Annotated in this window: 27 protein-coding genes and 1 pseudogene; 19 read left to right on the top strand and 9 right to left on the bottom strand. The window is 72.5% G+C overall.

The window, feature by feature from the left end:
- Nucleotides 1–23: 23 nt before the first annotated feature.
- From ACIQIB_RS13960 to ACIQIB_RS13925, 8 genes are all read left to right on the top strand, one after another.
- Nucleotides 24–176: a hypothetical protein gene (locus ACIQIB_RS13960; RefSeq protein WP_363605221.1), complete on the top strand. Its 153-nt coding sequence runs from the start codon at nt 24–26 to the stop codon at nt 174–176.
- A 166-nt stretch (nt 177–342) separates the two neighbouring features.
- The gene (locus ACIQIB_RS13955; protein ID WP_400758013.1) at nt 343–936 is read left to right on the top strand and encodes a hypothetical protein; all 594 of its coding nucleotides are present in this window, start codon (nt 343–345) and stop codon (nt 934–936) included.
- A 240-nt stretch (nt 937–1176) separates the two neighbouring features.
- Nucleotides 1177–3804 (top strand): hypothetical protein, encoded by a 2628-nt coding sequence (locus ACIQIB_RS13950; protein WP_400758011.1) that lies wholly within the window; start codon nt 1177–1179, stop codon nt 3802–3804.
- A 126-nt stretch (nt 3805–3930) separates the two neighbouring features.
- Complete coding sequence (gene pstC / locus ACIQIB_RS13945; protein ID WP_363605224.1) at nt 3931–4962, top strand: phosphate ABC transporter permease subunit PstC; 1032 nt, start codon at nt 3931–3933, stop codon at nt 4960–4962.
- A 61-nt stretch (nt 4963–5023) separates the two neighbouring features.
- Entirely contained in the window at nt 5024–6274 is a 1251-nt protein-coding gene (pstA, locus tag ACIQIB_RS13940) for a phosphate ABC transporter permease PstA (RefSeq protein ID WP_363605225.1), read from the top strand.
- Nucleotides 6275–6312: 38 nt separating this feature from the next.
- Nucleotides 6313–8127, top strand: coding sequence for a phosphate ABC transporter substrate-binding protein PstS (locus ACIQIB_RS13935; protein ID WP_363605226.1), 1815 nt, complete (start codon nt 6313–6315; stop codon nt 8125–8127).
- A complete protein-coding gene (locus ACIQIB_RS13930) occupies nt 8124–9056 on the top strand; it encodes a class E sortase (protein ID WP_400758009.1) in 933 nt (310 codons plus the stop codon). Before ACIQIB_RS13935 ends, ACIQIB_RS13930 begins: the two co-directional genes overlap by 4 nt.
- A 53-nt stretch (nt 9057–9109) precedes the next feature.
- Nucleotides 9110–10057: a phosphate ABC transporter ATP-binding protein gene (locus ACIQIB_RS13925; protein ID WP_363605228.1), complete on the top strand. Its 948-nt coding sequence runs from the start codon at nt 9110–9112 to the stop codon at nt 10055–10057.
- Between the two features lie 37 nt (nt 10058–10094).
- Here the strand turns inward: ACIQIB_RS13925 and ACIQIB_RS13920 are convergent, their stop codons facing one another.
- The 3 genes from ACIQIB_RS13920 to ACIQIB_RS13910 form a co-directional block, all read right to left on the bottom strand.
- Complete coding sequence (locus ACIQIB_RS13920; RefSeq protein ID WP_400654218.1) at nt 10095–10943, bottom strand: HAD family hydrolase; 849 nt, start codon at nt 10941–10943, stop codon at nt 10095–10097.
- Between the two features lie 73 nt (nt 10944–11016).
- The gene (locus ACIQIB_RS13915) at nt 11017–12003 is read right to left on the bottom strand and encodes a hypothetical protein (RefSeq protein ID WP_363605229.1); all 987 of its coding nucleotides are present in this window, start codon (nt 12001–12003) and stop codon (nt 11017–11019) included.
- 87 nt (nt 12004–12090) lie between these two features.
- Nucleotides 12091–12537 (bottom strand): hypothetical protein, encoded by a 447-nt coding sequence (locus tag ACIQIB_RS13910; protein WP_400758006.1) that lies wholly within the window; start codon nt 12535–12537, stop codon nt 12091–12093.
- A gap of 167 nt (nt 12538–12704) precedes the next feature.
- Here ACIQIB_RS13910 and ACIQIB_RS13905 point away from each other — a divergent pair, with 167 nt between their 5' ends.
- Entirely contained in the window at nt 12705–12881 is a 177-nt protein-coding gene (locus ACIQIB_RS13905) for a hypothetical protein (RefSeq protein WP_363605231.1), read from the top strand.
- Nucleotides 12882–12973: 92 nt separating this feature from the next.
- Here the strand turns inward: ACIQIB_RS13905 and ACIQIB_RS13900 are convergent, their stop codons facing one another.
- Genes ACIQIB_RS13900 through ACIQIB_RS13890 form a run of 3 tightly spaced genes read right to left on the bottom strand, consistent with a single transcriptional unit; the run spans nt 12974 to nt 15208 of the window.
- On the bottom strand, nt 12974–13720 hold the full coding sequence (locus ACIQIB_RS13900) for an NAD(P)-dependent oxidoreductase (protein WP_400758004.1): 747 nt from the start codon (nt 13718–13720) through the stop codon (nt 12974–12976).
- Nucleotides 13704–14423, bottom strand: coding sequence for a hypothetical protein (locus tag ACIQIB_RS13895; RefSeq protein WP_363605233.1), 720 nt, complete (start codon nt 14421–14423; stop codon nt 13704–13706). Before ACIQIB_RS13895 ends, ACIQIB_RS13900 begins: the two co-directional genes overlap by 17 nt.
- Nucleotides 14420–15208: an SDR family NAD(P)-dependent oxidoreductase gene (locus ACIQIB_RS13890; protein WP_400758002.1), complete on the bottom strand. Its 789-nt coding sequence runs from the start codon at nt 15206–15208 to the stop codon at nt 14420–14422. Before ACIQIB_RS13890 ends, ACIQIB_RS13895 begins: the two co-directional genes overlap by 4 nt.
- 69 nt (nt 15209–15277) lie before the next feature.
- On the opposite strand from ACIQIB_RS13890, the gene ACIQIB_RS13885 reads away from it, so the two are divergent.
- Nucleotides 15278–15802: a MarR family winged helix-turn-helix transcriptional regulator gene (locus ACIQIB_RS13885; RefSeq protein ID WP_363605236.1), complete on the top strand. Its 525-nt coding sequence runs from the start codon at nt 15278–15280 to the stop codon at nt 15800–15802.
- 288 nt (nt 15803–16090) lie between these two features.
- Nucleotides 16091–17215 carry a hypothetical protein gene (locus tag ACIQIB_RS13880; protein ID WP_400758000.1) on the top strand — a complete coding sequence of 375 codons (1125 nt, stop codon included), beginning with the start codon at nt 16091–16093 and terminating at the stop codon, nt 17213–17215.
- Between the two features lie 238 nt (nt 17216–17453).
- On the opposite strand, the gene ACIQIB_RS13875 is transcribed toward ACIQIB_RS13880, so the two are convergent.
- The 3 genes from ACIQIB_RS13875 to ACIQIB_RS13865 all read right to left on the bottom strand — a co-directional run bounded on the left by ACIQIB_RS13875 (nt 17454) and on the right by ACIQIB_RS13865 (nt 19385).
- Nucleotides 17454–17645, bottom strand: coding sequence for a hypothetical protein (locus ACIQIB_RS13875; protein WP_400757998.1), 192 nt, complete (start codon nt 17643–17645; stop codon nt 17454–17456).
- 127 nt (nt 17646–17772) lie between these two features.
- Entirely contained in the window at nt 17773–19023 is a 1251-nt protein-coding gene (locus ACIQIB_RS13870) for a hypothetical protein (RefSeq protein WP_400757996.1), read from the bottom strand.
- Nucleotides 19024–19076: 53 nt separating this feature from the next.
- Nucleotides 19077–19385 carry a hypothetical protein gene (locus ACIQIB_RS13865; RefSeq protein WP_400757994.1) on the bottom strand — a complete coding sequence of 103 codons (309 nt, stop codon included), beginning with the start codon at nt 19383–19385 and terminating at the stop codon, nt 19077–19079.
- A gap of 86 nt (nt 19386–19471) precedes the next feature.
- Here ACIQIB_RS13865 and ACIQIB_RS13860 point away from each other — a divergent pair.
- From ACIQIB_RS13860 to ACIQIB_RS13825, 8 genes and pseudogenes are all read left to right on the top strand, one after another.
- Nucleotides 19472–19708 (top strand): annotated as a pseudogene (locus tag ACIQIB_RS13860) (LLM class flavin-dependent oxidoreductase); the annotation flags it as partial.
- Between the two features lie 536 nt (nt 19709–20244).
- The gene (locus ACIQIB_RS13855; protein ID WP_363605244.1) at nt 20245–20781 is read left to right on the top strand and encodes a nucleotidyltransferase domain-containing protein; all 537 of its coding nucleotides are present in this window, start codon (nt 20245–20247) and stop codon (nt 20779–20781) included.
- Nucleotides 20778–21245 (top strand): hypothetical protein, encoded by a 468-nt coding sequence (locus ACIQIB_RS13850; RefSeq protein ID WP_363605245.1) that lies wholly within the window; start codon nt 20778–20780, stop codon nt 21243–21245. Before ACIQIB_RS13855 ends, ACIQIB_RS13850 begins: the two co-directional genes overlap by 4 nt.
- A 64-nt stretch (nt 21246–21309) precedes the next feature.
- Nucleotides 21310–22197, top strand: a complete 888-nt coding sequence (locus tag ACIQIB_RS13845) for an LLM class flavin-dependent oxidoreductase (RefSeq protein WP_400757992.1) — start codon at nt 21310–21312, stop codon at nt 22195–22197.
- 290 nt (nt 22198–22487) lie between these two features.
- The gene (locus ACIQIB_RS13840) at nt 22488–23453 is read left to right on the top strand and encodes a hypothetical protein (RefSeq protein ID WP_400757990.1); all 966 of its coding nucleotides are present in this window, start codon (nt 22488–22490) and stop codon (nt 23451–23453) included.
- Nucleotides 23454–23505: 52 nt separating this feature from the next.
- Nucleotides 23506–24447 carry a hypothetical protein gene (locus ACIQIB_RS13835; protein ID WP_400757988.1) on the top strand — a complete coding sequence of 314 codons (942 nt, stop codon included), beginning with the start codon at nt 23506–23508 and terminating at the stop codon, nt 24445–24447.
- Nucleotides 24444–25346 carry a hypothetical protein gene (locus ACIQIB_RS13830; RefSeq protein WP_400654237.1) on the top strand — a complete coding sequence of 301 codons (903 nt, stop codon included), beginning with the start codon at nt 24444–24446 and terminating at the stop codon, nt 25344–25346. The genes ACIQIB_RS13835 and ACIQIB_RS13830 overlap by 4 nt, the downstream gene beginning before the upstream one ends.
- Nucleotides 25343–26479, top strand: coding sequence for a hypothetical protein (locus tag ACIQIB_RS13825; protein WP_400757986.1), 1137 nt, complete (start codon nt 25343–25345; stop codon nt 26477–26479). Before ACIQIB_RS13830 ends, ACIQIB_RS13825 begins: the two co-directional genes overlap by 4 nt.
- Nucleotides 26480–26483 lie beyond the last annotated feature (4 nt).

The raw sequence follows: 26483 nt of genomic DNA, 5'->3' as shown, positions 1-26483 counted from the left end.
ACTGTCATGAGCTGCCCGTCGGGGTGCTGAACTCCCGTCGACCTCCAACGGGGGCCGCGCTGCGTGCCGTCTTCGGGACGCCCGGCCTCGGCCGGGTCTGCGGGCACGGCATCGACACGATCAAGAGCTACGGCTTCCTGCCGCTGCCGGCCTTCTCGTGCGGTTCCACCATCTAGCGACCGGCCCGCGAGTGGTGACTGCGCGAGTGCGGCGCCGGTGACCCCAAAAGAACTTCGGCTTCCCGGATCCCCGGTGCGTGTTCACGGGATCCGGGCAGCCGGTGGCCGGCCTTCCGGGCCGGTGTTCCACCCAGCACAACCTTCACTCTCCAAGGAGCTCAGCATGTCCCGTACCCGCGCCCGCCTGGCCGCCACCGGTGCCGTCGTCGTCCTCGCCGTCACCGGTGCCAGCAGTGTGGCTGCCGCCGCCCCGGCGGCCACGGCCCCGACCGGCAGCGTGGTGGTGCACGAGAACACCACCTTCCTGAAGGACTCCGCTCTCAACGGTGTGGTGGTCATCCCGCTTCCCTCGGCGACTCCGTCCTACGACAACACCTCGGGCTTCTCGACGACCTTCCCGGTGACGGGCGGTCAGGTCAATCTGGCCGGCTACTACGGCAACGTCCAGCTCGGCGGCGGCCTGCTCTTCATCAACGTCTTCACCGGCAAGAGCGCGGTCTTCAAGCAGCTCGCGTTCAGCGCCGACAGCTGGCAGCTCACCGGCGTGCCGGTGGACGGCACCGCCCCGGTGGCGCTGCTGGACCCGGCCGGCGACACCCAGGTCACCAAGGTGGGCGCCACCCAGACCCTGACGGCCGCCGACCTCCAGGTGGACGCGGAGGGTGCGCAGTACGTGGACTCCAAGCTCAACACCACCTTCTTCAAGGGCGGCCAGTCCCTCGGTTCGCTCTCGCTGACCTTCACGGCCGGCAGCTGATCTCTCCCGTGCCTCAAGGCAGTTCGGCGGGCCCGCGCGACGGCGTGGGCCCGCCCCCCGTTGTGGAGTTCCCAACTCCGCTACAGAGTCACCACGTTGGGCCCTCGTACATCAGGCCGACCGAATCCGGCCATCTATGGCTGGCCGAATGGATGCGTACCGGAATCGCCGGCCGCTCGCAGCCTGATCCATCCTCCGCGCCGCGTAACGGTGGTGCGGGATCGCACGGAGGTGCCCAGCATGAGAATCCGCCTGCCCGACCGGAGACATCCCGGGTGGTGGCGCCGGAGGCTACCGGCGCTCGCGCTCGTCTGGGGAGTGGTGGCGGCGCTCGGGGTGGTGCCGATCGGGATCGGGGCGCTGCCGCAGGCGCAGGCCGCGAGCTCGCTCACGGTGAAGGGCCCCAAGGTGTGGCTGCCGGCGACCGAGACGTACGGCCCCGAGGGCAGCGTCACCGTCTCGCAGGCGAGCAACCTCGGCAACCAGGTGCTCCAGGTGTCCTGGAGCGGCTTCACACCGACGGTCGACATCGTCCGCGGAAAGCCCGTGACGGTGGTGCCCCGGGGCAACACCTCGTTCGCCTACGCGGTCCGCGTCTACCAGTGCCGCGGTACGGACCCCAAGATCACCGACTGCTACGGCACCGCGGTCTACAACGCGGATCCGGCCAAGGGGTTCCTGCAGCCGGCGCCGCCCCCGGGCACCACCGCGCCGGACTTCCCGACCAACATGGTCGTCGCGCCGACCGGGCCGGACGGTTCCGGGGCCACCAGCATCGAGGTCTGGACCGGTCAGCAGAGTCCCTCGCTCGGCTGTGACGCGACCCACCCCTGCTCCCTGGTGGTCGAGCCGAACTACGGCGGGGACCCGCTCGACGGCTGGGCCGCTCGCAACGGGCAGCCCGACTGCAATGACCACTCCAGTGATATCGACTACGCCTTCGACACCACGACCGACGGCTTCCTGCAGTACCAGTACGGCTGGAAGCCCGGTATGAACGATGGCTTCATGATCGGCGAGATGTGTGCGTGGGAGCACCGCGCCGTCGTGCCGCTGTCGTTCGCGCCGACTCCGAGCGACTGCAAGGCCGCGGCGGCGGCCTTCAAGGCGGCGGGCCTGGAGATGGCCAACCGGGCCATGCAGCAGTGGCGCACCGGTCTCTGCCTGGACCAGAACCCGATGTCCATCCAGTACACCCCGGCGGGCGGCGAGCCCCAGGCCCGCGGGGACTTCCTCGGCGGCTCCGGACCGGATGTCGCGCTGACGGCCCGACCGGACCGCAGTCCGCCGGCGCGGCCGTACGTCTACGCCCCGCTCGCGACCACCGGGACGTCCGTCGTCTTCGTCGTCGACGACCCGACGACCGGGCGGCAGATCCGGGACCTCCGGCTGAACGCGCGACTGCTGGCCAAGCTGCTCACCCAGTCGTACTCCGCGCAGGGCGCCAAGATCGCCTCGGTGGAGGGGAATCCGACCTGTGTCTTCCAGGACCCGGAGTTCCTGAAGCTGAATCCGCAGACCGCCGAGAACGGGATCCACTGGCCGACGAGCTGCAGTCGGTTCCTGCCGACCGTCGTCGGCAGTATCACCGACCTCACCTACCAGCTGACCTCGTGGATCGCCGCCGACCCGGACGCCGCGCGGTTCCTGAACGGTGAGCCGGACCCGTGGGGCATGCACATTGACAGCTTCTACCTGCGGCCCAAGTACGCCGGCTTCCCGATCGACGCCCTCCAGCGTCAGGACGACACCGGTGTGGACGACCCGGCCCTGCCTGAGTACTTCCGGCACATGAAGCAGTACGAGTGGAACCCGGTCGGTGCCGACGGGCTGCTCGGGGTGGTCCGCAAGCTTCTGCAGAACCAGCCCAACTGCGTGAACCTCGACCCCAACAGCGCCGGTGCTCACGAGGCCTGCCCGGCGATGGACCGCGGGACCCGCACCCTGTTCGCCATCATGGACGCGGGCCAGGCCAAGGCCTTCTCGCTGCCCGAGGCGGCACTGCTGAATCCGGCCGGGGCCCTCGTGCCGCCGTCCACCTCCGGTTTCCAGGCCGCACTGGCGGACATGCCCGTCGATGCCGCCACCGGGACGCAGGAACTGCCGTACGGCCAGGCCGGGACCGAGTTCTCCCGGGACGCACAGGCCTACCCCCTCACCACCGTTCAGTACGCGATGGTGCCCACGGCCGGCGTCGGGCAGGACAAGGCCGCCGCGATCTCGCGGTTCGTCAAGACGGTGAGCGGCGCGGGCCAGGTCTACGGGACCGAGCCCGGCAAGCTCGCACCGGGCTTCCTCGGCCTGACCAACGCCCAGCGGCAGCAGGCGCAGGAAGCCGCCGACCACGTCGAGGCCCAGGACGGCAAGCTGCCCGGCAACCAGGTGGCCCCGCCCGCGCCGCCCAACGGCGGTGACGGCGGTACGACCGGCGGCACCGACGGCGGTACCACCGGCGGTACCGGTGGCGGAATCACCTCGGCGACCGACACCTCGGGCACCGGCGGTGGCACCGGTGCCGGTACGACCTCCGGCGGAGGCGGCACCGGTGGCAGCGGAACCGTCGGCGGCCTCGGCCCGGACGGCACCACGGGCGCCCCGGCGGCCGGCACCCCGGCGGCTCCCGGCGGCAAGCCCGGCGCCACGCCGAGCCCGTCCGGCGGCCCGCTGGCAGCCGCTCCGGTGGCGGCCGGGACCCCGGCGGCCGACCGGGCCGGCACCGCCCGCCTGCTCCTGCCGATCGCGCTGATCGCGGGCCTGGTGCTGCTGGTCGGCGGCCCGGCGGCGCTCTTCTTCGGCGGCACCCCCGCCGGAGCGAAGGCCGCGGCCGGACTGCGCTCCGGCTGGGCGCGGCTGCGCCGCAGGCACTGACGCTCCCGGCAATCGACTCGGCGGGGCCGCCGTCCTGGCCCCGCCGAGTCCCCTTCCCGGGGGCCTCGCCTCCGGGATCTCCCTGTACCCGAGCACTTCCGTACCGAGCGCGCCGGAGAGCAGACCATGACAGCCGCCGCCGAGCCCGCGGCACCCTACGCCGGGGCTCCACGCCAACCAGACCGACAGCCCGACCCCGATGTACCCCGCACCATCACCGCCCCCGCCACGCCCGGCGACCGGGTGTTCCGCGGCCTGCTGCGCGCGGCCGGCCTCTCGGTCTTCGCCATCATGGGGCTGATCGCGTTCTTCCTGCTGCTGCGCGGTTCGGACGCGCTGACCGAGGTCGGCTGGTCCTTCCTCACCGAGCAGAAGTGGCAGACCCAGGCGCACAACTTCGGCATCGCCGCCGTGCTGCCCAACGGTCTGCTGATCGCCCTGATCGCCCTCGTCATCGCGGTGCCGGTGGCGCTCACGGCGGCGGTCTTCATCTCCGAGTACGCGCCGCAGCGGCTGCGGGCCACACTGGTCTCGCTGGTCGACCTGATGGCGGCGATCCCCAGCATCGTCTACGGCCTCTGGGGGCTGTTCTTCCTCCAGCCGAGGATCATCGGCTTCGTCCGCTGGCTGGCCAACCACCTCGGTGACGCCATCCCCTTCCTCAAGGTGCGCACCGGCGACATCGGCACCTCGTACACCTCCTCGACCTTCATCGCGGGCGTGGTCGTCTCCCTGATGATCATCCCGATCGTCACCTCGCTGAGCCGGGAGGTCTTCTCGCAGGCCCCGCAGGGCGAGCGGGAGGGCGCCTACGCGCTGGGCTCCACCCGCTGGGGGATGGTGCGCACGGTGGTGCTGCCGTTCGGCAAGGGCGGTGTGATCGGCGCGGTGATGCTCGGCTTCGGGCGCGCGATGGGCGAGACCATCGCCGTCGCGCTGATCATCTCGCCCAACTTCAAGACGATCACGCACATCCTGGAGAACGGCGCCAACTCGATCTCCGCGCTGATCGCCCTGCGCTTCGGGGAGTCGGACACCCTCTCGCTCTCCGCCCTGATGGCGGCGGGACTGGTGCTCTTCGCGCTCACCCTGCTGGTCAACCTGGCGGCCGGCTTCGTGATCAACCGGTCCCGCTCCGGCTCGGCCACGGCGGACTGACGATGACTCAACTGTCTGACGCCCGCCTCCCGCTGCCGCCCGCCCGTGAAGGGACGACCCGATGACCACGCTCGACCTGCCACCCGTCACGGCGCCCGCGCCGGCCGGCGTCCCGTCGGCGCCGGAGCCGCCCCGCCCGGAGAAGCGGGTGAAGCTCGGCGGGGTCACCCGCGAGGACGTGTTCACGCTGGCCGGCTCCGTCGTCGGTTCGCTGGCGCTCGACTGGATGCTGTACGAGCGGATCCTGCCGTTCAGCGGCGCGCTCGGCTTCCTGGTCTGCTGGTATCTGCTCTTCCTGGTCGGCTACTTCGCCCTCGGCCGGCTCCAGTGGGGGTCGCTGATGGTGCGCGAGCGCCTGGTCTCGGTGGTCGCCTGGAGCTCCGGCCTGCTGGTGGTGGCGCTGATCGCCGACCAGATCGGCTACGTGCTGCTGCGCGGCCTGGAGGCGGCGAAGCACCTCAACTTCTTCACCGAGTCGATGGACCACACCGCCGCGCTCTCCCCGATCACCTCGGGCGGCGCGCTCAACGCGGTGGTCGGCTCGCTCGAACAGCTCGGCCTGGCCACGCTGTTCGCCGTTCCGCTGGGGATCGCGGCGGCCGTCTTCATGTCCGAGGTCGGCGGCCGGATGGCCCGCCCGGTACGGACCCTGGTCGAGGCGATGACCGCGCTGCCGTCGATCGTCGCCGGGCTCTTCATCCTCGGCATCGTGATCCTCACCTTCGGCTTCGAGAAGAGCGGGTTCGCCGCGTCGCTCGCGCTCACCGTGATGATGATGCCGATCGTCACCCGCGCCGCCGAGGTGGTCATCCGACTGGTGCCGGGCACGCTGCGCGAGGCGTCCTACGCGCTCGGGGGCAGCCAGTGGCGCACCGTGTGGAACGTGGTGCTGCCCACCGCCCGGCCCGGCCTGGTCACGGCGGTGGTGCTCGGCATGGCGCGCGGCGTCGGTGAGACCTCGCCGGTGCTGCTGACCTCCGGCTTCACCTCGCAGTTCAACGGCAACCCGTTCAGCGAGCACCAGGTGTCGCTGCCGCTCTACATCTGGAACTACGTCAAGCAGCCCTACCCGGAGATGGTCGCCCGGGCGTTCGCCGCCGCGCTGACCCTGATGGCCGTGGTGCTGATCCTCTTCGTCACCGCGCGGGTGCTCGGCGGCCGGCGCCCCGGGCAGTTGACGCGACGTCAGAAGCGCCGGATCGAGCGCGGCGCCCGCCGCGCCGAGACCGCGGCCCGCGCGGTCCCCGCCGTCACCGTCACGACCGCCGCCACCGCCCGTACCGCCACGACCGTACCCGCCGGGGAGCACTGATGTCCCACCCAACCACCCTCCGCACCAGAGGAGTCCCCATGTCGTGGGAGGCCGCAAGCCGACCCGTGGCCCGCACGCTGGCCGTGCTGCTGTCCCTGCTGCTCGCCTCGGCCTCCCTGCTGCTGGGGCAGAGCACCCCGGCGTACGCGGCGGTCGCGCTCAACGCGGACGGCTCCAGCTGGGCCGGCCCGGCCATCGACCAGTGGCGCCAGGACGTCGCGCCGCAGGGCATCCAGATCAACTTCAACCCGATCGGCTCGGCGGCCGGCCGCACCCAGTGGAGCAACGGCCAGGACGACTTCACCGCCTCGGACGTGCCGTTCCGCAGCAAGCAGGACGACGGCATCGGCCAGACCGGGCACAACAGCGGTGTCGGTACTGCCGAGAACCCGCGCTACGGCTACTCCTACGTGCCGGTCACGGCCGGCGGGACGACGTTCATGTACAACCTCGTGGTGGCCGGGAAGCAGGTCCGCGACCTGCGGCTCTCCCCGCAGACCATCGTGGACATCTTCACCAACAAGATCACCAACTGGAACGACCCGAAGATCACCGCGGACTACGGCAAGGCCCTGCCCAGCACGCCGATCACCCCCGTGGTCCGCTCCGACGGCTCCGGTGCCACCGCCCAGTTCACCCGCTGGATGAGCCACACGCACCAGGCCCAGTGGGACGAGTACTGCCGCAGCATCAACGGCGTCCCCTGCGGTGACTACACCGAGTTCTTCCCGCCGTCCGGCCGCATGGTCGCCCAGAACGGCTCCGACGTCGTCGCCGGCTACATCAAGGCCCCGTCCGGCCTCGGCACCATCGGCTACGACGAGTACGCCTTCGCCAAGCGCAGCAACTGGCCGGTCGTGAAGGTGCTCAACTCGGCCGGCTACTACTCCCTGCCGACCGCCTCCAACGTCGCCGTCGCGCTCACCGCCGCCAAGATCCGCGGCGTGGACGACAACACCGCGCCGGACGACCCGAACTACCTGCAGCAGAACCTCGACGCCGTCTACACCATGAACGACCCGCGCGCGTACCCGATCTCCAGCTACAGCTATCTGATCGTCCCGCGCGAGAACAGCCTGGAGAAGCTGCCGAAGTTCACCAACGAGAAGGGCAGCGCGCTCAGCCGCTTCCTCTCCTACGTGCTCTGCGAGGGCCAGGGCGAGGCGGACGGCCTCGGCTACTCGCCGATCCCGCGCGGCCTGGTCCGCGGCGGGCTGCTGCAGACCCAGCACATCCCCGGCAACGCCAGCCCGGTCGACCCCAACACCCTCTCCAACTGCGCCAACCCGACCTTCAACTCGGCCGGTGAGCTGACCGTCCTCAAGAACGCCCCGCAGCCCAGCCCGTGCGACAAGGCGGGCGCGCCGCTGAACTGCACCGTGGAGAACGGCAAGCCGGTCGGCAACGGGTCCGGCTCGGGCGGTTCGGCCACGGGCGGCAGCGGTTCCGGTTCGGCCGCGGGCGGCACCGGCGGTACCGGTGGTACCGGTAACGGCAAGACCCCCGGCACCACGGGCGCCGGCTCCGGCGCGGGCGGTACCGGCTCCGGAGCCGGTGGCACCGGTGACGCGGCCGGCCAGCCCGGCGCCGGCGGTGACGCGGCCGCCACCGGGGGCGAGGGCGACCCGACGGCCGAGGACGTCGTCGACCCGCAGACCGGCCAGGTGGTCGCCCGCGGCCGGGGCGGCGTCGCCACCGAGGTCCAGGCGAACGTGGTCGCCGTGGACGGGCGGCCCGAGGACTGGCTGCTGACCACCCTCACCGCGCTCGAACTGCTCGCCGTCGTCGCCGTGCCGCCGCTGCTCGGCCGCCGGCTGCTGCGCCGCCGCAACGCCACCGGCGGCCGGTCATGACGGCCGCGGCACTGGAGAAGCCCGCCGCCCCCGACCGACCGGCGGCGGCCCCGGCGCCCGCGGCGGCTCCCGCCCCGGCGCCGAAGCCGGACGTGCCGGAGGCCGCCGCCGTGACGCCCGGGCGGCGGCGGTTCCTCCAGGCGGCCTGGGCGGTCAGCCTGCTCGCCGTGCTGGTGACGGGCTTCGTCGGGTACCTCTTCACGCTCTCGCACGTCCAGGAGCGGCACTTCCAGTCCACCGCCTACAAGACCTTCCGGGACCAGCTGGCCCGGGCGGTCGCCCCCACCGGCGCCGCCGCCGACGGGGACCCGGTGGCGCTGCTCGACATCCCGGCGATCGGCCTGCACCAGGCCGTGGTGGTCGAGGGCACCACCGGCCGGGACCTGATGCGCGGTCCCGGCCACCGCCGGGACACCGCGCTGCCCGGGCAGACCGGCGTGGCCGTGGTGTTCGGCCGCGGGGCGAGCTTCGGGGCGCCGTTCGCCGAGCTGTCCAAGCTGCGGGTCGGCGACAAGATCGAGGCGACCACCGGCCAGGGCAGGTTCACCTACACCGTCAACGTGTACGGCGACGGCGACCACCCGATCAGCGACCCGGTCCGCAACCGGCTGGTGCTGGTCACCGGGGACTCCAACTGGATCCCCGGCTCCACGGTGCTGATCGGCGCCCGGCTGGAGGGCGACCCCGAGGTCAACCCCGGCGGCCGGCCCGCCACCGTCCCGTACGACAAGGCGCTGGCCGCGGACAAGGGCGCGCTGGCCACGCTGCAGCTGTGGATGCTCGGCCTGCTCGGCGCGGTGGTGGCCGCCACCGTACTGGCCCGGCGCTGGCACCGCTCGGCCGCCTATCTGAGCCTCGCGCCGGTCGTCGGCGCGCTGCTCTGGGCCGTGTACGAGAACGCCGCCGCCCTGCTGCCCAACCTCTACTGACGCGCGCCCGGAGGACCGTACCGATGACGGACGTACCGATGACGGAAGTACCGATGACCGACGCACCGATGACCGACGCGCCGAACCCGACCGGCGGACCGCACCAGGGCGCCGTGCCCCACCCGGTGGACCGGGCCGGGTACGCCCGGGCCGGCGACGCCGAGACCACCCTCACCCTGCCGCCCGTCCCGGCGGCCGACCTGTCGGCGGGCCCGGGCCAGGAGGGGCTGGCCGGGCTGGAGACCAGGGACGTCTCCGCCTGGTTCGGCTCGCACAAGGTGCTGGAGCGGGTCTCGCTCGCCATGCCGGCCGGGGAGGTCACCGCGCTGATCGGTCCGTCCGGTTGCGGCAAGTCCACCTACCTGCGGATCCTCAACCGGATGCACGAGATGGTGCGCGGCGCCGCGCTCGCCGGCGAGGTGCTGCTGGACGGCGACGACGTGTACCGGCCCGGGCGGCGGCCCGCCGAGGTGCGGCGCCGGATCGGGATGGTGTTCCAGCGGCCGAACCCGTTCCCGGCGATGTCCATCCAGGACAACGTCGCCAGCGGGCTGAAGCTGGCCGGGATCAAGGTCTCCAAGGACGAGCGCGAGCACCTGGTGGAGTCCAGCCTGCGCCGGGCCGGGCTCTGGGACGAGGTCTCCACCCGGCTGCACACCCCCGGCGGCGCGCTCTCCGGCGGTCAGCAGCAACGTCTGTGCATCGCAAGGTCGTTGGCGGTCTCGCCGGACATCCTGCTGATGGACGAGCCGTGTTCGGCGCTCGACCCGACGTCCACCCGGCGGGTCGAGGAGACCATCGCCGAGCTGCGGGGGCGGCTCACCATCGTGATCGTCACCCACAACATGCAGCAGGCGCAGCGGGTTTCGCAGTCCTGCGCGTTCTTCCTGGCCACCCACGACACTCCGGGCCGGATCGTCGAGGCCGGGCCGACCGGGCAGCTGTTCGGCAGCCCGCGCGACCAGCGGACCTCGGACTACGTCAACGGCCGCTTCGGCTAAGGGGCTTGATGGCTGGAACGGCTGCTGGGCCCTGGGGCTACGCCTCGGGGCCCAGCAGCCGTTCCAGCACCGCCGCGACGCCGTCCTGCTCGTTGCTCACCGTGTGCAGCGGCACCGCCGCCAGCACCTGCGGGTGCGCGTTGGCGACGGCGTACGCGGTGCCGGCCCAGGCCAGCATCTCCAGGTCGTTCGGCATGTCGCCGAAGGCCACCACCTCGCTCCGGTCGATCCCGCGTCCGGCGCACCAGTGGGCCAGCGTGCTGGCCTTGGTGACGCCGGGCGCGCTGATCTCCAGCAGCGGGATCGGGGCGGAGCGGGTGATCTCCGCCAGGTGCCCGGCCGCCTCCCGGGCCTCGCCGAGCAGCTTGTCCGGGTCGAGGTCCGGGTGCTTGGCGAGCAGCTTGAACAGGCCGCGCACCGGGCCGCCGGTGCCCAGCAGCTCCTCCGCCGGGCCGACCGGATGGTTCTCGTCCTGGCCCCACATCCGCACCTCGTAGCCGGGCTCACGGGCGAACCCGGCCGGGTACTCGAAGGCGAACGCGGTGCCGGGCAGCTTGGCCCGCAGCGCCGCCACGACGGCGAGCGCGTCCTCGGCGGAGAGCGGGAAGGACTCCAGCAGCTCGCCGCGCCGGACGTCCACCACCGCGCCGCCGTTCGAACAGATCGCCACCCCGTGGCCGCCGATGTGCGGGCTGACCTGCTGCATCCAGCGCGGCGGGCGGCCGGTGACGAACACCACCTGGATCCCGGCCGCCTCGGCCGCCGCGAGGGCGGCGGCGGTGCGCTCGGTGACGGTGCCGCCGGAGCACAGCAGGGTGCCGTCCAGGTCGGTGGCGATCAGACGGGTGGCGGCAACGGGGCGGGGCGGCATCGGCTGGCTGGTCACCGCTCCATCTTCGCCTACCGCCGTCGGGAGGTCACCGCCGAGGCGGCGGCCTCCCGACGCCCCGAGGCCTGCCTCAGACGACGACCTTGAGGGTCACCGCCGCGGTGTGCAGGGTGCCACCGGTGCGGAACTGCAGGAACAGCCGCCAGTCGCCGGCCGCGGGCAGTTCGGCGTGGAACGCCAGGGTCGGGCCGCCGGTGCCGCCCGGCTCGGCCCCGGCCTCGGGGTGGAGGTGGGCGAAGGCCTGGTCGCCGGTGTGGAAGGCGGTCAGGTGGGCGAAGGTGTCGAGGTACGGCTGGAGGTCGGTGACCGGCTTGCCGTCCCGGCTGACGGTGACCTTCAGCTCGCCGGCCCGCCCGGCCACGGGGGTGCCCTCGACGGCGACGGTGTAGCCGTCCACGGTCGCGGTGCCGGTGGTGGTGCCGGTGGTGGCGGGCGGCTCGGCGGCCGTCGCCGAGCCGTCGCCGGGGACGGTCACGGGGCGGCTGAGCACCAGACCGGTGCCCTTTCCGGCGCCGCTGTCCGGGATGAACGAGGCGTAGACCCGCCAGTCGCCGGGGGCGAGTGCGGTCAGCGGGGCCGTCCAGGTGCCGTCGGCGGCCATCTCGGGGTGCAGGTGCTGGAAGCCGGTCAGGTCGGAGCGGATCGCGTAGGCGTGCATCCGCATGGTCTGGTCGGTCTGGTAGGCGGTGACGGGGCTGCCGTCCGGGCCGGTGACGGTGAACCGGTACTCGGTGGGTGTGCCGGCGGGGAGTGTCCCGGTGGCGGGGTCGAGGCGGTAGCCGTTCTGCTCGGCGGCGAGACCGGGGGCGTTCGCGGAGCCGGGTGTGGCGGTGGTCCCGGCCGCGGTGGCCGAGTCGGCGCCGGGCGGCTGGTGGCCCTGATGGCCGCCGCTGGGGGAGGCGGCCGGCGTGGCGGTGCTCGCGCCGTGGTCCATCCCGCTCATCCCGTTCGCCCCGCCCGTTCCGGCGGAGCCGCAGGCGGTCAGGGCGGCCGCGAGGACGGCGGCGCCGGCGGTGAGAGCGAGGGTGCGGGTGCGGTGACGGGGGGTGGGAGTCATGTCGGTCGGTGTCTTCCGGTGGGTACGGGCAGGACGCGGCGCGCCCGGCCTCCCCGCGTTCGGCGGTGGAGCCCGGCGCGGGCCCGGTCAGGTCCGTGCGACGCACACCCGGAGGAGCAGCCGCCGCCCGGCGGCGGGTGGTGCCCGTGGGCCGCCGGTCCGCCGCCCGCGCGGGTCGGCGGCGACCCGGACGGCGAGCAGCGGGGCGAACGCCCCGGCGGCGAGCGGCGCGGCGGCGGGCAGCCCGGCGCCGTCCCGGTCCCGGGTGGACACGCAGGAGACGGCCTGCGGATCACTGCCGCGCGCCCGGTGGCCGTCCAGGGCGGGGGCGTCGTGGTGCGGGCCGGCCGCCGCCATCGCGACCGCCGCTGCCCCGGGTTCGTGGCAGCCGCCCGCCGAGGTGGGGGAGCCGTGCATCAGGAACAGCCCGGCCAGGAGCGCGCCGAGCACCAGCAGCCGGGCCATCGCCCCGCCGCTCTCCCCGCCGCTCGGCCGTCCGCTCGGCCGTCCGCTCCCGTGCCCGTCCGCCGTCACGGGCCGGAGAGTACCCCCTGCCCGTATCTGTTTCCGGTAAGTGCCGTGCCGTGCGGCGCGTTTCGGCCCCGGATACGACGTTTCCAGCCGATTCGCACCCGATCGGGGTGTCCCGCTTCCCCCGCACGGGCAGAACTGCCATGGCCACCCCGTCGGCAGGAAGAGCCATGCCAACTCGCCAGCTTCGAGACGAGCGCCCACCGACCACCCCGGACGACACCCGCGACGCGCGCGAACCGGTCCTGATCGGCGACGTCATCTTCGCCGCCCTCGCCGACATCGCCCGCCGCACCCCCGAGGCCCCGCCCCGCTTCCCGGCCCAGCGCACCCGCCCGCACCCGTAGCCGGGCCTTCCTGTGCGCCGCGCACCCGCCGGCCCCGGGACCGGTCGGGGCGGCGGTCCGGTCCGCGGTCCGGCAGTTCGGGACCGGAGGCCTCAGTAGGAGACTTCGACGACCGCCCGGTGGGTGCGCCGGTCGCCCACGCCGGTGAGCAGGTAGTGGGCGAGGTCGGCGCGGGAGAGCGAGGTGGCGGCGGTCAGATGGGCGTTCTCCGCCGTCCGGTAGCGGCGGGTGAGCGGTCCGTCGGTGAGCATCGGCGGCCGGACGACCGTCCACGCGGTGTCGTCGGTCCTGACCACGGCCTCCATCCGGGCCATGTCGGCGTAGCCGTGGCGGTAGAGCCGCTGGATCACCAGCCTGGTGACCAGCCGCTGGGCGAGCGGGATGCCGGGGTCGGTCTCCAGACCGGCGGAGGACAGACAGAGCAGGCGGCTCACCCCGGCTTTGTGCATGGCGGCGAGGATGTTCAGGGTGCCCTGCGAGTAGACCGTCGTGGGGCGCCGGCGGTCGGTGCTGCCGAGGCAGGACAGGACGGCATCGTGTCCGGCGAGGGCCGAACGCCAGCCCGCCGCGTCGAGGACGTCACCGCGCAGGACGGTCAGTGGCCCGTCGGCCTTCCGGGAGGCGGGGGCGGGGACGCGGCCGGGGTCACGGACGACCGCGGTGACGGCGTGGCCCGCGGCCAGGGCCTGCGCCAGGAGTTGTACGCCGGTGCCTCCGGTGGCACCGAAGACCAGCAGTTTCCTGGCCCGACCGGCGGCCGTGGCCGTGACCTGGTCCGTGGCCTGGTTTGCGGCCTGGTTTGCGGCCTGGTCCGTGGTCGTCTCATCCCTCGCGGTCATGTCGTCCCTCCGTCCGCACACGCTGCCGGGGCAGCAGGAACCCGGCGGCGATCAGCCAGGCCAGGCCGGTGAAGCGGGCAATCGGCAGCAGCACGGCCGCGCCGTCGACCAGCAGGGTGAGGGCGGCCAGTTCGGCGACGGCGGCCACGACCAGACCGGCCAGTGCCAGCCGGCGCGGCAGCAGGCGGGCGAGGAGACCGGGTACGGCGATCCCGGCGACGAGCAGACCGAGCGGCACCACGTGCCCGGGCCCGCCGGTGGCGAAGGCCAGGTACTGCAGCGCCCGGACGAGCGCGGGCTGGTCGAGCACCTCGGGCCGGGAGAGCGCCCAGGTGACCAGTCCGCAGCAGGCCAGGAAGGCCGATGCGAGCACGCCGCCGGTCAGGGCGATGGTCGCGCCCGGGGCGCGGACGCCGAGTCGGTGCAGTCGCGCGGAGACGGTCGCGGCATAGACGGCGAGCGGGATCGCGGCCGCGAACTGCAGGGCGCCGGAGGCCTGGACGGCGCCGTGGTGGTCGCGGAAGTAGGCCACGATCTCGTCGGTGCGGCCGAACGGCGAGGGGAACGGATGACCGTCGGCCAGCAGGGTGCTGATGATCAGGCCGGCCAGGAACAGCGCGGTGAACACCACGGCGAGCACACCCGGTGGGGGCCCGCCCTGGGCCTGTCGTCGTGCTGGAGGAGAGACGGCGGCGATGGTCATGCGATCACCCGCCCGCCGGACAGGTCGAGCGTGGCTCCGGTGACCCAGGACGCGGCGTCGGAGGCGAGGTAGAGCACCGCCTGTGCGACGTCCTCGGGCCGCCCGAGCCGGCCGAGCGGGAACATGCCGGCCAGGCCGGTCAACTGCTCGTCGGACATGGACTGTCGCATCCGTTCGTTGAGTACCGCCGACGGCGCCAGGCAGTTGACCCGTACGCCGTGGCGGCCGACCTCGTTGGCCAGATGCCGGGCGAACATCAGCACGCCGGCCTTCGCGGCGGCGTAGGCGGCGTTCGATCCGCCGGGGTGGCGGCCGGCGGTGGAGGACATCATGACCACCGTGCCCGACCTCCGTTCGATCATGGCCGGCAGGAAGGCGGACACCGTCAGATACACCGATGTCAGGTCGGACGCGATGGCGGCGTTCCACACGTCGGGTGTCAGCTGCGCGGTCGGTACGGGCCGGCCCTGGCCGCCCGCGAAGGGGGCGAGGATGTCGACCGGGCCCAACTCGCGCTCGATGACGGCGCGGAGCCGCCCGGCCGTGTCCGGCTCGGTCACGTCCCCCGGCGCAGGAACGGCGTGCCCGCCGTCCTCGGTGATGGACCGGACAACGGCCTCGATCGCCGCCTCGTCCCGCCCGTTGACCGCGACCTTCACCCCGTTGGCCGCCAGGGCCCGGCACGTCGTCGCGCCGATGCCGCGCGATCCGCCGGTGACGAGAGCGACCTTGCCGTCGAGATCCGGGTGGCGGGGCCAGCTGTCGCCGGTACGTGGTGATTCCATGGGAAAATCCGTTCTCTCGACTGAACAGTTCACATTGGAGAATCATTTAGCTTTCCGTACCATAGCCCCGTGAGCAGTGCGTGGCAACCAGACCAGGACTCCGGCCCGCCGGCCCCGCGCCCCGGGGGCGGAGCGGCGTTCCTCCTCGCCCAGATCGGGGCGCACGCCGCCGCGCGGTTCGCCGAACGGGTCGCCGAACTCGGCCTGACCCCACCGGACATCGGGCTGCTGCGGATGATCGCGGGCAAGCCGGGCCGCAGCCAGCGATCGCTGGCGACCGACCTCGGGGTGGTGCCCAGCCGTGTCGTCGCCCTGATCGACAACCTGGACCGCAAGGGACTGGTGGAACGGCGGCGCAGCACCGAGGACCGCCGCAACCACGAGCTGTACCTGTCCGACGAAGGCCGCCGCGTGCTCGGCGGCGTGGGGAAGGTCGCCGCCGAGCACGAGGACGCCCTCCTCGCCGCCCTCGACGAGGGCGACCGGGCGCAGCTGGCCCGGCTGCTCGACACCGTCGCCCGCCAGCAGGGCCTCACCTCCGGCGTCCACCCCGGCTACCGCCACCTGCCCCCGGGCCGTCGCGGCCGAGCCTGACAGGGGGCGTCGCTCCGGCACGGCCGCGCCCGGAACGGTGTCACTCCGTGTGAGCGCACTCTTGGCGGACGTCACCGCGCGGCCGCCCGCGGGCCTGCCTAGCGTGACGTCATGAGCAACGCCGGATCAGGGTCGCCCGGGACGAACTCCGGTCGGGCCGTGCCGCGGTAGCGCTTTCACCGCTCGGTGCTCCTGGTGCGCCGATGCGGCCGGGAGGCACGTGCGGCGGCGTCGGCGGAGTCCGTTCCGTCCGCAGACGTCCCCTACTCGATGTCCAGGAGGCTTCACGTGAGAGTTCGAGTCCGCACCCGCCTGACGACGATGGCCGCGGTGGTGGTCGCCATGGCGGCCGGCACGGCCACGGCCACCCCGGCGGGCGCCCGCGAGCCGTTCGTCGGTCCGCTGAACACCGTGTCGCCCATCGCTTCGACAGTCCCGGTCAACGGCGATCTGAACCCCTACGGCACGGCGGTCGTCCAGCACAGCGCCGGTGACCTGCACCGGGGCAATGTGCTGGTCAGCAACTTCAACAACAGCCTCAACCAGCAGGGCACCGGCACCACGCTGGTCCAGGTGAGCCCCGACGGCACCGCGCGGCAATTCGCCGAGATCGATCCCGCCCGCCTGCCCGGCCCCTGCCCGGGTGGTGTCGGGCTCACCACCGCGCTGTCCGTCCTCCCCGGCGGATGGGTGGTGGTCGGCAGCCTGCCCACGGCCGACGGCACCTCGGCCACCGCCCGGGCGGGTTGCCTGCTGGTTCTGGACAGCCACGGCACGGTGCGCGAGACCTTCGCCGGTGAAGGCATCAACGGCCCGTGGGACATGACCTCGGTGAGCCACGGGGACAGGACCGAACTGTTCGTGACCAACGTGCTCAACGGCACGGTGGCCGGCGGCGGCAACGACGTGAATCAGGGCACCGTGCTGCGGATCACCCTGGACACCGGGCGCGCCGGGGAGCCGCCCTGCCGGTTGGCGACCACCAGGATCGGCTCCGGATTCACCGAACGCACCGATCCGGCGGCCCTGGTGATCGGCCCGACCGGCGTCGGACTCGGCCAGGACGGCACCCTCTACGTGGCCGACACCGCCGGCAACCGGATCACCGCGATCCCGGACGCACTGACCCGCGACTCCGACGCGGGTACCGGCCGGGAAGTGACCGCGGGCGGCAGGCTGAACGGCCCGCTCGGCCTGGCGATCGCACCCGGGGGCGACATCCTCACGGTGAACGCCGGCGACGGCAACCTCGTGGAGACCACCCCGCGCGGCGCCCAGGTGGCATTCCGCCGACTCGACGCAAGCGGCAACCCTCCGGGGGCCGGTGCGCTCTTCGGCCTCGCCGTGGACCTGGACAAGGACGCCGTCTACTTCGTCGACGACGCGACCAACCAGCTGGACGTACTGCACTGATCCCACCCTGACCCCCGGCAACGCCGGACGGAGGCGGTGCGTGGCAGTCGTGCGCGAGCGTGGCCCCGGTCCGGCGAGACCGGGCGAGTGCGCACGGCTGCCTCAAGGCGGCTGCTCACGCGGCGCCCGCCGTGTCCGGCGGGCGACCGCCCCGGCACCGTGGCCGGAGACGTTGCCCGAGAGCTTCTTCACGCATTGACCTGGGTCGATCCGCTCCCGAGCAGCGCCCGGAGCGGCGTCAGAAGGGGCTCATCTCATCCAGGACCCGCTCCGCAAGCTCGATGATCGCCTTGACTTTCGGGGCGTCGTCAGCCGCATCCTGGGCTTCGATCTCGGGCGAGTCCAGATCCGCGTACTCCGCCTGGTTCCGACGTCGGCGCATACGGTCAAAGGGCCTGAGAGCTGCCCCGAGGGGCGGCCCTGCTGCCATTTCATCCCCTACTTGCCCTGAAAGGCAGTACGCAGGAGTGGCAGCAGCGCTGGCGGAGGAGCTTGCATAGCTTGAAGAGCAGCTTGCGACTTATGCAAGTACCTACTCTGAGTATCGCAATTCGCTCCTATGGGTGATCGGGTTGACGCGGCACGCGCCGCGCCCTGGTGAGCTTCCGTTGTCGGCCGCCCGCGGCGAGTTCGCCGAGGCGCTCGCCGACCACGGAAACGCCGGGGCGGGGCTCCTGGGCGTAGTACCAGGGCTTCCGCCGACGCAACAGCTCCTCGCCGTCCTCGCCCCAGGTGAATCCGGGCTTCCGCAGCAGCTTCCGGAACACCGCGTCGACCGTCTCCGGGTGGGCGGCGGCCAGTCGGTGGATCGGCAGGGGCGCGATCGACTCCTCGCGCAGGTAGGTGCGCAGCACGTCCTGGTGCTGCCTACGGCCCGCGAGGGCCGGGTCGGCGAAGAGGTCCCGCAGCATCCCGTAGTCGGCGTAGAAGTTGAGTCCGTCGACCTCGTCGTAGATGACGCCGACCGTGTCCGAGTCCGCGAGGGACTGCGGCAGTTCGAAGGCCGGCAGATCGATTCCTGGCAACCGCCTGCCCCGGGCGCGGTCGGGCCGCTCGGCGACGGCGGCCTCCTGCCGGTGCCGGTAGTAGGCGTTGAGCCGCTCCTCGGCCTCGGCAGGGGGAAGAACCAGTTCGTCGCTGCCGCAGAACTCGATGAATGCCGCCCGGTCCTCCCGCATCGACGCCCATCCCTGCTCGATCTTCTCGGGGTTGCGGAAGACCAGTTCAGGGTGGTTCGTCGCCAGTTGGAGTGCGGCCCGGGCGATCTCGGTGGCGCTGGACTTCGGGTAGGACGACATCGCCCCCGAGATCAGCCACGCGGCGTCGGCCGAGTGGACGGGCACCAGGCAGGCAAGGAGGAACCCTCCTTTGGACACTCCGCGGAAGGCCGTCTGCCCGACGTTCGAGTACGTGCGGTACTCCAGGTCGTCGACCAGGTTCAGCAGGACGACGGCTTCCCCGTCCTTGCGCCGGATCTCGAAGACGCCCTCGACCGGGTCACGCCAGCCGAGCAGCATCTCCCGGTCGGCCTCGCTCAAGTCCCGCCGCCCGGCGACGAATCGGTCCACCACGGTCGAACCGTCCGGCAGGCGGTACCGCAGGATGAAGTGGTCGATGATCCGGATGGCCTCACCCTCGTCCAGCAGCCGCTCAGGGCCCGCGGCCTCCAGCAGAAGGGGAGTCAACCACCGGTCGAAGCGCGCGCTCTGCGCGAAGGCGACCAGCTCCCCCTTCAACTCGGCACTGCGCTCGATGAGATCGGTGAGCGAGCGCTCGCCGTGATCCGCGCCCCGAACGGCAATCGCCATGTCCTGTCTCTCCCCGCGAGCCAGTTCTGAAGTGATGTGTGAGCTGCTCGGCATCAGCCGGCCCAGTGTCGGTAGGCGTCGATCCACTCGGCGCCGTCCGGGGCAGGTGTCGGCATCGGCAGCTCCAGGATCCCGATCTTCTGTCGAACGGGGCCGCGAGAGCACAGGGCGACGATCCGGCCGTCCGGCGTGAGGTCGACGCCGCGCACGGTCACGTCGACGCCGAGAACTGTCGCGCTGAACGGCACCGCGAGGTTCTCCTCGATCATGGTGAACAGCCCGGTCAGTTGTTCGTCCTCACCGTAGGCGTCAACGGTGGCTTCATCGATCATGGCCTCAAGCTCGGCTTTGCCCAGTCCCATGGCGCCACGTTAACGGTCGTCCAGGCGTCGTCGCCGCGGGTTGCTCGAAGCCTCACCTGCCGGAGCGAACGCGCAGGGTCGACCGCATGCGCTTGAGCACGGTGATCCTCCCCAACCACCGGTGGAGCGAGGGGCAGAAGATCTGGCGGCGGGCCGAGGAACTCGGGTTCCACGCCGCGTACACCTATGACCGCCTGTCGTGGCGGTCGTTCCGGGACGAGCCCTGGTTCGGGGCGGTGCCGACGCTGACGGCGGCGGCCACGGCGACCGAGCGGCTGCGGCTCGGGACGCTGGTGACCTCGGTCAAGCCTCGTTCACCCATCGCAGCCTGACCTGCGAGAACGCGACGTCGGGGTCGAGGAGAGGTGATGAAGGCGGCAGATCGGCTCGACCTGTCCTGTATCGGCAGCGCGATCAGTGGACGTCGCGGCAGTGTTCGGCGGCCCGGTGGCCGCCCCCGGACACGGTGGCCAGCGGCCTTCGCGGAGAACAGACGACGGTGTACTGCGGAGGCAGGCTATCGCCATCGCCTCGGACAGTGGCGGCGGATCAGGGGTACTGCGCTCGATCGGGTTGATCGGTGCGGGGGCTGTGCCGCAGCCCCGGGCGAGGACCGGGTTGGCGGACCGCAGCAGGTACTCGCGCAGGTGCGGGAGGAGTATCTCGCCGGCGGCCCGTGGGGCAGCCGGGTGGGGTACCGGTCGCTGCGCGAGCTTGCCGGCTCCGCTGCCTTACGCAGCGTGATCACTCTCTGACCGTGAGGCGATATATGCATTACGCGCATGATATTCTGCGCGTAATGAAGCCTTCCGCACCCTCTCTGCTCCCCCTGTTCCGGTCTCAGCTGCAGGGAGACCTGTTGGCGCTCACTCTGCTGAGCCCGGAGCGCAGTTGGACGCTCATCGAACTGGCCAAGGCGCTGGACGTCTCACACACGGCGGTGCTCAGAGAGGTGGACAGGCTGATCGGCGCTGAGATCCTCACAGGGAAGCGGCTCGGCCGTACCCGGATCATCAGTGCTCGAACGGACACCCTGCTGTATCGACCGCTGTGCGACCTGCTGCTCGTGACATACGGGCCAGTGCCTCGACTCACGATGATCCTCTCGACTCTCGACGGAGTCGAGGAGGCATACATCTACGGCTCGTGGGCGGCCCGTTACGAGGGGGAGCCCGGTCCGATCCCAGGAGATGTCGATGTCCTGGTCGTCGGGCAGCCCGACCCGGACGAGCTCTTCGACATCGCCGAGCAGGCCTCGCGAGAGCTGCACCGGGAGGTCAACGTCCACCGCGTCTCCCCGCTGGCCTGGGCCTCGGAGAGCGCCGAACCGTTCCTCACCTCGGTCCGCGAGCGACCGTTGGTCCGCCTGACGCTGCACAAGGAGAATGGCGCGTGAACCGCTGGGAACAGGGCCGTGCGACCGTTGACGACCTGATCCAACGACGTGAGGTCGAGAGGGTGCCGGCGTCTGCGGAGCACGCCCAGGCGGAGTTGGCTCAGTCACGGCAGCACCTGGCCTCTGCGAAGCTGCTCCTCGACGTCGACCCGGTCGGCGCGTACAGCCTCGCGTACGACGCCGCGCGCAAGGCGCTTGCCGCGGTCTTGATGAACCAGGGTCTCCGTGCCACGAGCAGGGGTGGCCATGTCGCCGTGTACGAAACGGTGAAGGCGCAGCTCGACCCGCCGTTGGGCGGAGTCCTGCGACCGTTCAGCCGCATGCGGATCCGCCGCAACGAGAGCGAGTACCGGTCTGCCGAAGCCCCGGCCATCACCCCCGAAGAGGTGAGCGGCGATCTGCCGAAGGCGCAGGCGATCATCGATCTTGCCGAGAAGGCGATGCCCCACATGAGCCGCTACTGACCCCTGGGTGCGGCCTGCCTTGATGACCGGGGCCCACGACGACCGCTCCCGTAGGGTCGACGGCATGCGACTGAGTACCGTGATCCTCCCCATCCACCGGTGGGCCGAAGGACAGAAGACCTGGCGGCGGGCCGAGGAACTCGGGTTCCATGCCGCGTACACCTATGACCACCTGTCGTGGCGGTCGTTCCGGGACGAGCCCTGGTTCGGGGCGGTGCCGACGCTGACGGCGGCGGCCACGGCGACCGAGCGGCTGCGGCTCGGGACGCTGGTGACCTCGCCGAACTTCCGGCATCCGGTGACGCTGGCGAAGGAGGTCGTGTCGTTGGACGATGTGTCGGGCGGACGGCTGACGCTGGGGGTCGGGGCCGGGGGGACGGGGTTCGACGCGACGGCGATGGGGCAGGAGGCGTGGTCGCCGAGGGAGCGGGCGGACCGGTTCGGGGAGTTCCTGCCGTTGCTGGACAAGCTGTTGCGGCAGGATGCGACGACCGAGGCGGGGGCGTACTACTCGGCGGTCGAGGCGCGGAACATCCCCGGGTGCGCGCAGACGCCGCGGGTGCCGTTCTATGTGGCGGCGACCGGGCCACGCGGGCTGAAGCTGGCGGCGGAGTACGGGCAGGGCTGGGTGACGTACGGGGACCCGAAGGGGCCGGCGGACGTGCCGGTGGAGCAGGCACCCGCAGTGATCGCCCAGCAGATCGGGAAGCTGACGGTGGCGTGCGAGGCGGCCGGGCGGGACGTGGGCGAGCTGGAGAAGGTGCTGCTCCAGGGCTCGACGGCGGAGAAACCGCTGGAATCGGTGGGTGCCTTCGTCGACTGGGCGGGCACGTACCAGGAGTTGGGCATCACGGAGTTGGTGATCCACTGGCCGGTGCCGGACTCGATCTTCGCGAATGACCTGGCCGTCTTCGAGCGGATCGCCACCGAGGGCCTGGCGCAGTTGGGCTGACGGGACGCGGTCGGTGTGTTCGGCGCGTTCCGCAGGGCCGTCGGGCCGGTCGGACGCGGCGGCTCCCGAACCGCGGCCCCGATCCGGCGCGGCGGCCCGTTGCGGTTAGATCACGACGTGTCCGTTTGATTGATCATTGGGCGGGAGTGTGGTGATTCATTTTGTTGGCAGAGGTGTGGACCGGCTCTCATAATTGCAGGTGAGACGCGTGACGGTCGGCCTGGAGAGCCACGGGGGGTGGCTCGCGAGGGGCCCGTGCGCGATATTCCACTTTCCCCGGGGGGAGTTCCTTGTCCGCGCCCGAAAACGTGCCGCCCGCCGCAGATCCGGTGAACGGTGCCGTGCCCGCGCCCGTGCCCGATCTCGCCAAGACCGCTGTCGAGCCCGCCACTGAGCCTGCGGCCGTCGAGCCCGCGCCTGCCGTCGAGCCCGCTGCCGTCGAGCCCGCTACCGCCGAGCCCGTGCCTGCCGCCGAACCCGTCGCCGCGCCCGCGCGCAGGCTGCCGCGCGCCGTCGGCGTGGCCCTCGCCACGGCCGGCCTGCTCGCCGTCACGGCGACCAGCGCGGCCGTCACCGTGGCCGTCGGGAAGCCGGAGTCCCGGCCGGCCGTCGTGGCCGGACCGACCGGCACGGCGGCCGCGGGCGTGTCACCGACCGCCTCGCCGAGCCCGAGTGCGTCCGCCACCGCGTCCGCCGTGCCGACCGAGGTACCGGCCGTCCCGCCCGCGCCCAAGCCGACGAGCACCGTCAAGGGCAGCGTCAACGGCGGCAAGCACGAGGGCGATCTGCGCTACTTCCTGCTCCCGATCCCGGACGGTGGCGAGTCGTACGGGCCGGTCGACGGTGCGACCCTGACCGACGACGAGGTCTCGGAGATGTTCGGCAACCAGGACGGCATCATGCGGATCCTGGGCTCGTACGGGTACAAGGACGCCGCCAGCCGGATGTACCGCACGGCCGACGGGAAGGCCGAAGTCACCGTCACCCTGCTGCACTTCGGTTCCACCCGGGAGGCGGGCGACTTCGCCAAGGGCTACACGATGAAGCAGGACTCGATCGACATCGACGGCGATCCCAACGCCCACGGCTATGTGCACAAGCCCAAGCAGCAGGCGTACACCGGCTCGATGACCGGCATCTCCAGCCAGGGCGACGTCCAGTACACGATCGACGTCGAAGTGAAGGGCACTCCGGACAAGGCACTGCTGAGCGAGCTGATGAAGCGCCAGCGCGAGTGGCTGTCCTCCGGCGGCTGAACCCCGCCGCCCGTCGTCGACGTCACCTTTCCTTCCTTTCTGGAGCCACTTCGTGACCACCGAATCCGTGGAGCCGTCGCCCGCCGACGCGCCTCCGGCGGCCGTTCCGCCCGTACCGCCCCCGGCCGCGCCCGGGGTGCCCGAGGCGCCCGCCGTGCCGCCCGCCCCGCCTGTAGTGCCGGCCGTCCCGCCGCTGCCCGAGGCCGTCGCCCCTGAGGCCGTCGCCCCTGACACGGCCCAGGACGCGGCCCCGGACGCCGCCCTGCCCGTCGGCGCCGCCCTGCCCGCCGACGCGGTCCCGCCGGTGCGCGCCCCGCGCCGTCCCCGGCCGGTGCTGCTGCTGGTGTCCGCCCTGCTGCTCGGCACGGTGGTCGGCGGTGCCGTCGGGTACGCGATCCAGGCGAACCGCCCGCCGACCCCGCTGCCGCCGATCCAGGTCGCGCTGCCCTCCTACCCGGCCGAGGCGGCGGACCCGGCGGCCGTCGCCGCGGAGGCGCCGAAGGCGCTGGCCATCGACGGCGACCTGCGGAAGCTGCTGATGACGGCTCCGGACGGCAGCACGGCCTGGGCCGACTACCCGGACCGGCCCAGCTGGATCACCGTCGGCGAACTGGCCGGCCACAGCGGCAGTTCGGCCTCGCTCTTCAAGGCGCTGAACTCCAAGGACTTCCGGCGGGCCGTCGAGGTCGACTGGAAGAAGGACGACCTGAAGGTCCGGGTCACCCTGATCCAGTACGCGGCGGACCGCGCCGCCGAGGCGAAGTCCCGTGCGGCCGGTTACCACCTCACGCCGTTCGCGGAGGGCGCCAACGGCGGCTACCAGGTCGACACCCAGGCCGAGTACTGGGCCGAGACCACCGAGCAGTTCTACTACGGGTCCGCGCTCGCGCAGCGCGGAACCGTGGTGATGGACGTCGAGGTCTTCGGCACGAAGCCGGTGAACCCCGATGTCGTGAAGGACATCGCCAAGCAGCAGTGGGAGCGGCTGGTATGAGCGACAGCACCGTGACCGGGGCCGCGGCCCCCGTGCCGACCGTCGAGCCGACCGCCGCCGTCGAGCCGGCACCGCCCGTCGTGGACGCGCCCGCCGCCGAGGCCGTCACTCCCGAGGCCGTCACTCCCGAGGCCGCCGCCCCCGAGACGGCCGTCCCCTCCCCGGCCCGCCGACGGCTGCTCCGCGCCACCGGCGCGACGGTGGCGGCCGCCCTGGTCGGTGTGGGCATCGGCATCGGCATCATCAAGACCCAGTACGACGACCCGGCTCCCGTCGTCGTCGCCGGGCCGACCACCGCCCCCGCCCCGACCGCCACGCCCACCCCCTTCGGCGCCAAGTCCAACGGCAACCACTTCGGTTCGCTGCGCGACCTGCTGCTGCCCGTCCCGGCCGGCTACGAACTCGGCCCGGACGAGGGCGGCTACGGCAACGACGTCGAGCTGGGCGCGGACGTGCTCTCCGCCGAGCTGGACGACGACCTCCAGCAGATCCCCAAGGAGAAGCGCGACAAGCTGCGCGCGTACTGGGAGAGCCTGCACGTCAAGGCCACCGGCGTGCGCACCTACAAGAACACGGCGGACGACCTCGTCATCGGGATGAAGCTGCGCCAGTTCAACCAGCAGGAGGTGCAGAAGCTGAACGAGTACACCGCCGTCTTCACGGGCGACACCGGTCTCTTCCGCATCGGCCCGCAGATCCCCGGCCACCCCGAGGCGCACTGCTACCTGATGCCCGCTCCGCCGTCCGCGCCGATCGACAACCTGGAGTGCTCGGCCGCCGAGGGCGACCTCCTGGTGGTCATGAGCGCCGAGGGCGTGGCACCGCTGCCCAAGGACAGGATCGTCGCCCTCTTCGTCCAGCAGCTCGACCGCCTCGCCAGCCCGGGAGCGTCCGCATGACCGACAGCGCCACCCCCCACGACAACGCGGCCACTCCCGCCGACGCGCCCCCGGTCGCGCCGGTCGCACCGCCCGCCCCGGTCGCGCCGGTCGTTCCGCCCGCCCCGGTCGCGCCGGTCGCACCGCCCGCCCCGGTCGCGCCGGTCGCGCCCCCGGCTGCCGAGGTGAACGTCTGGAGCGCCCCGGAGGCGCCACTCCTGCCGCCTCCGCCGGCGGAGACGCCCGAGGAGCGCGCGGCCCGTCGTACCCGCCGGCGCAAGGCGGCGCTGCGCTGGAGCGCGGCTGTCCTGGTGCTGGCCCTCGCCGGTACCGGCGCCGCGGCGGCCGTCACCGCGCCGGACCGCACCGACCTCCCGGGGCTGGCGACCGAGAGCGACGGCCGGTACACCTTCCCGGCGCTGGCCCTGCCGCCGCTGCCGTCCGGCAAGGCCGCGCCCAGTGCCAAGGAGAGCAAGGGCCGGCACGCCGCCGACCTGCGCCATCTGCTCCTGCCCGTCCCCAAGGAGGCCGGTGGCTCCCTGGCGCCGGTGGTCTTCCCGACTCCGACCGCGAGCGCGGGTTCGAGCGCGGGCGCGGATGCGACCGCGAGCCCGTCGGCGAGTCCTTCCGGGACGGCGGCCCCGAGCGCGAGCCCGTCGGCCGGGGGCACCGCCACCACGGCGGCACCGTCCGCCGGTCCGGCCGTCGCCGACTGGGTCGCCTGCGACGCCGCCGCCGCGGACCAGCTGGACCCGGCCAGGACGCGGGCCCTGCTGCTGCAGGACGCCTGCCGGGCGGCCACCGTCCGGGAGTGGACCGCCTCCGACGGCACCCGCACCCAGATCCGGCTGCTCCGCTTCGGCTCCTCGCCCGAGGCCTGGGACGTCTTCGCCGACCTGCGTTCCAACGGCGAGTGGAAGGACCTGCCGGGTCTCAAGACCGGCTCCGCCCAGGGCTGGGACGACGTCTCCGGGGTGGACCGCACCATCCGGGAGAGTCCGGTGATCACCACCAAGTCCCGGACCAACGGCTACCTGGCCTACCTGAACGCCGGGGACGTGGTCGGCATCGTCGTGATGACCAACCCCACGGACGGCGTTCCCGAGGCCGCCTTCCGCCAGGTCGTCACCCTCCAGTCCGACCTGCTGGGCTGACGGA

This window comes from Kitasatospora sp. NPDC092286 (genome assembly GCF_044755565.1).
Taxonomy (GTDB): Bacteria; Actinomycetota; Actinomycetes; order Streptomycetales; family Streptomycetaceae; genus Kitasatospora.
This window is presented reverse-complemented; position numbering and strand designations above follow the sequence as displayed.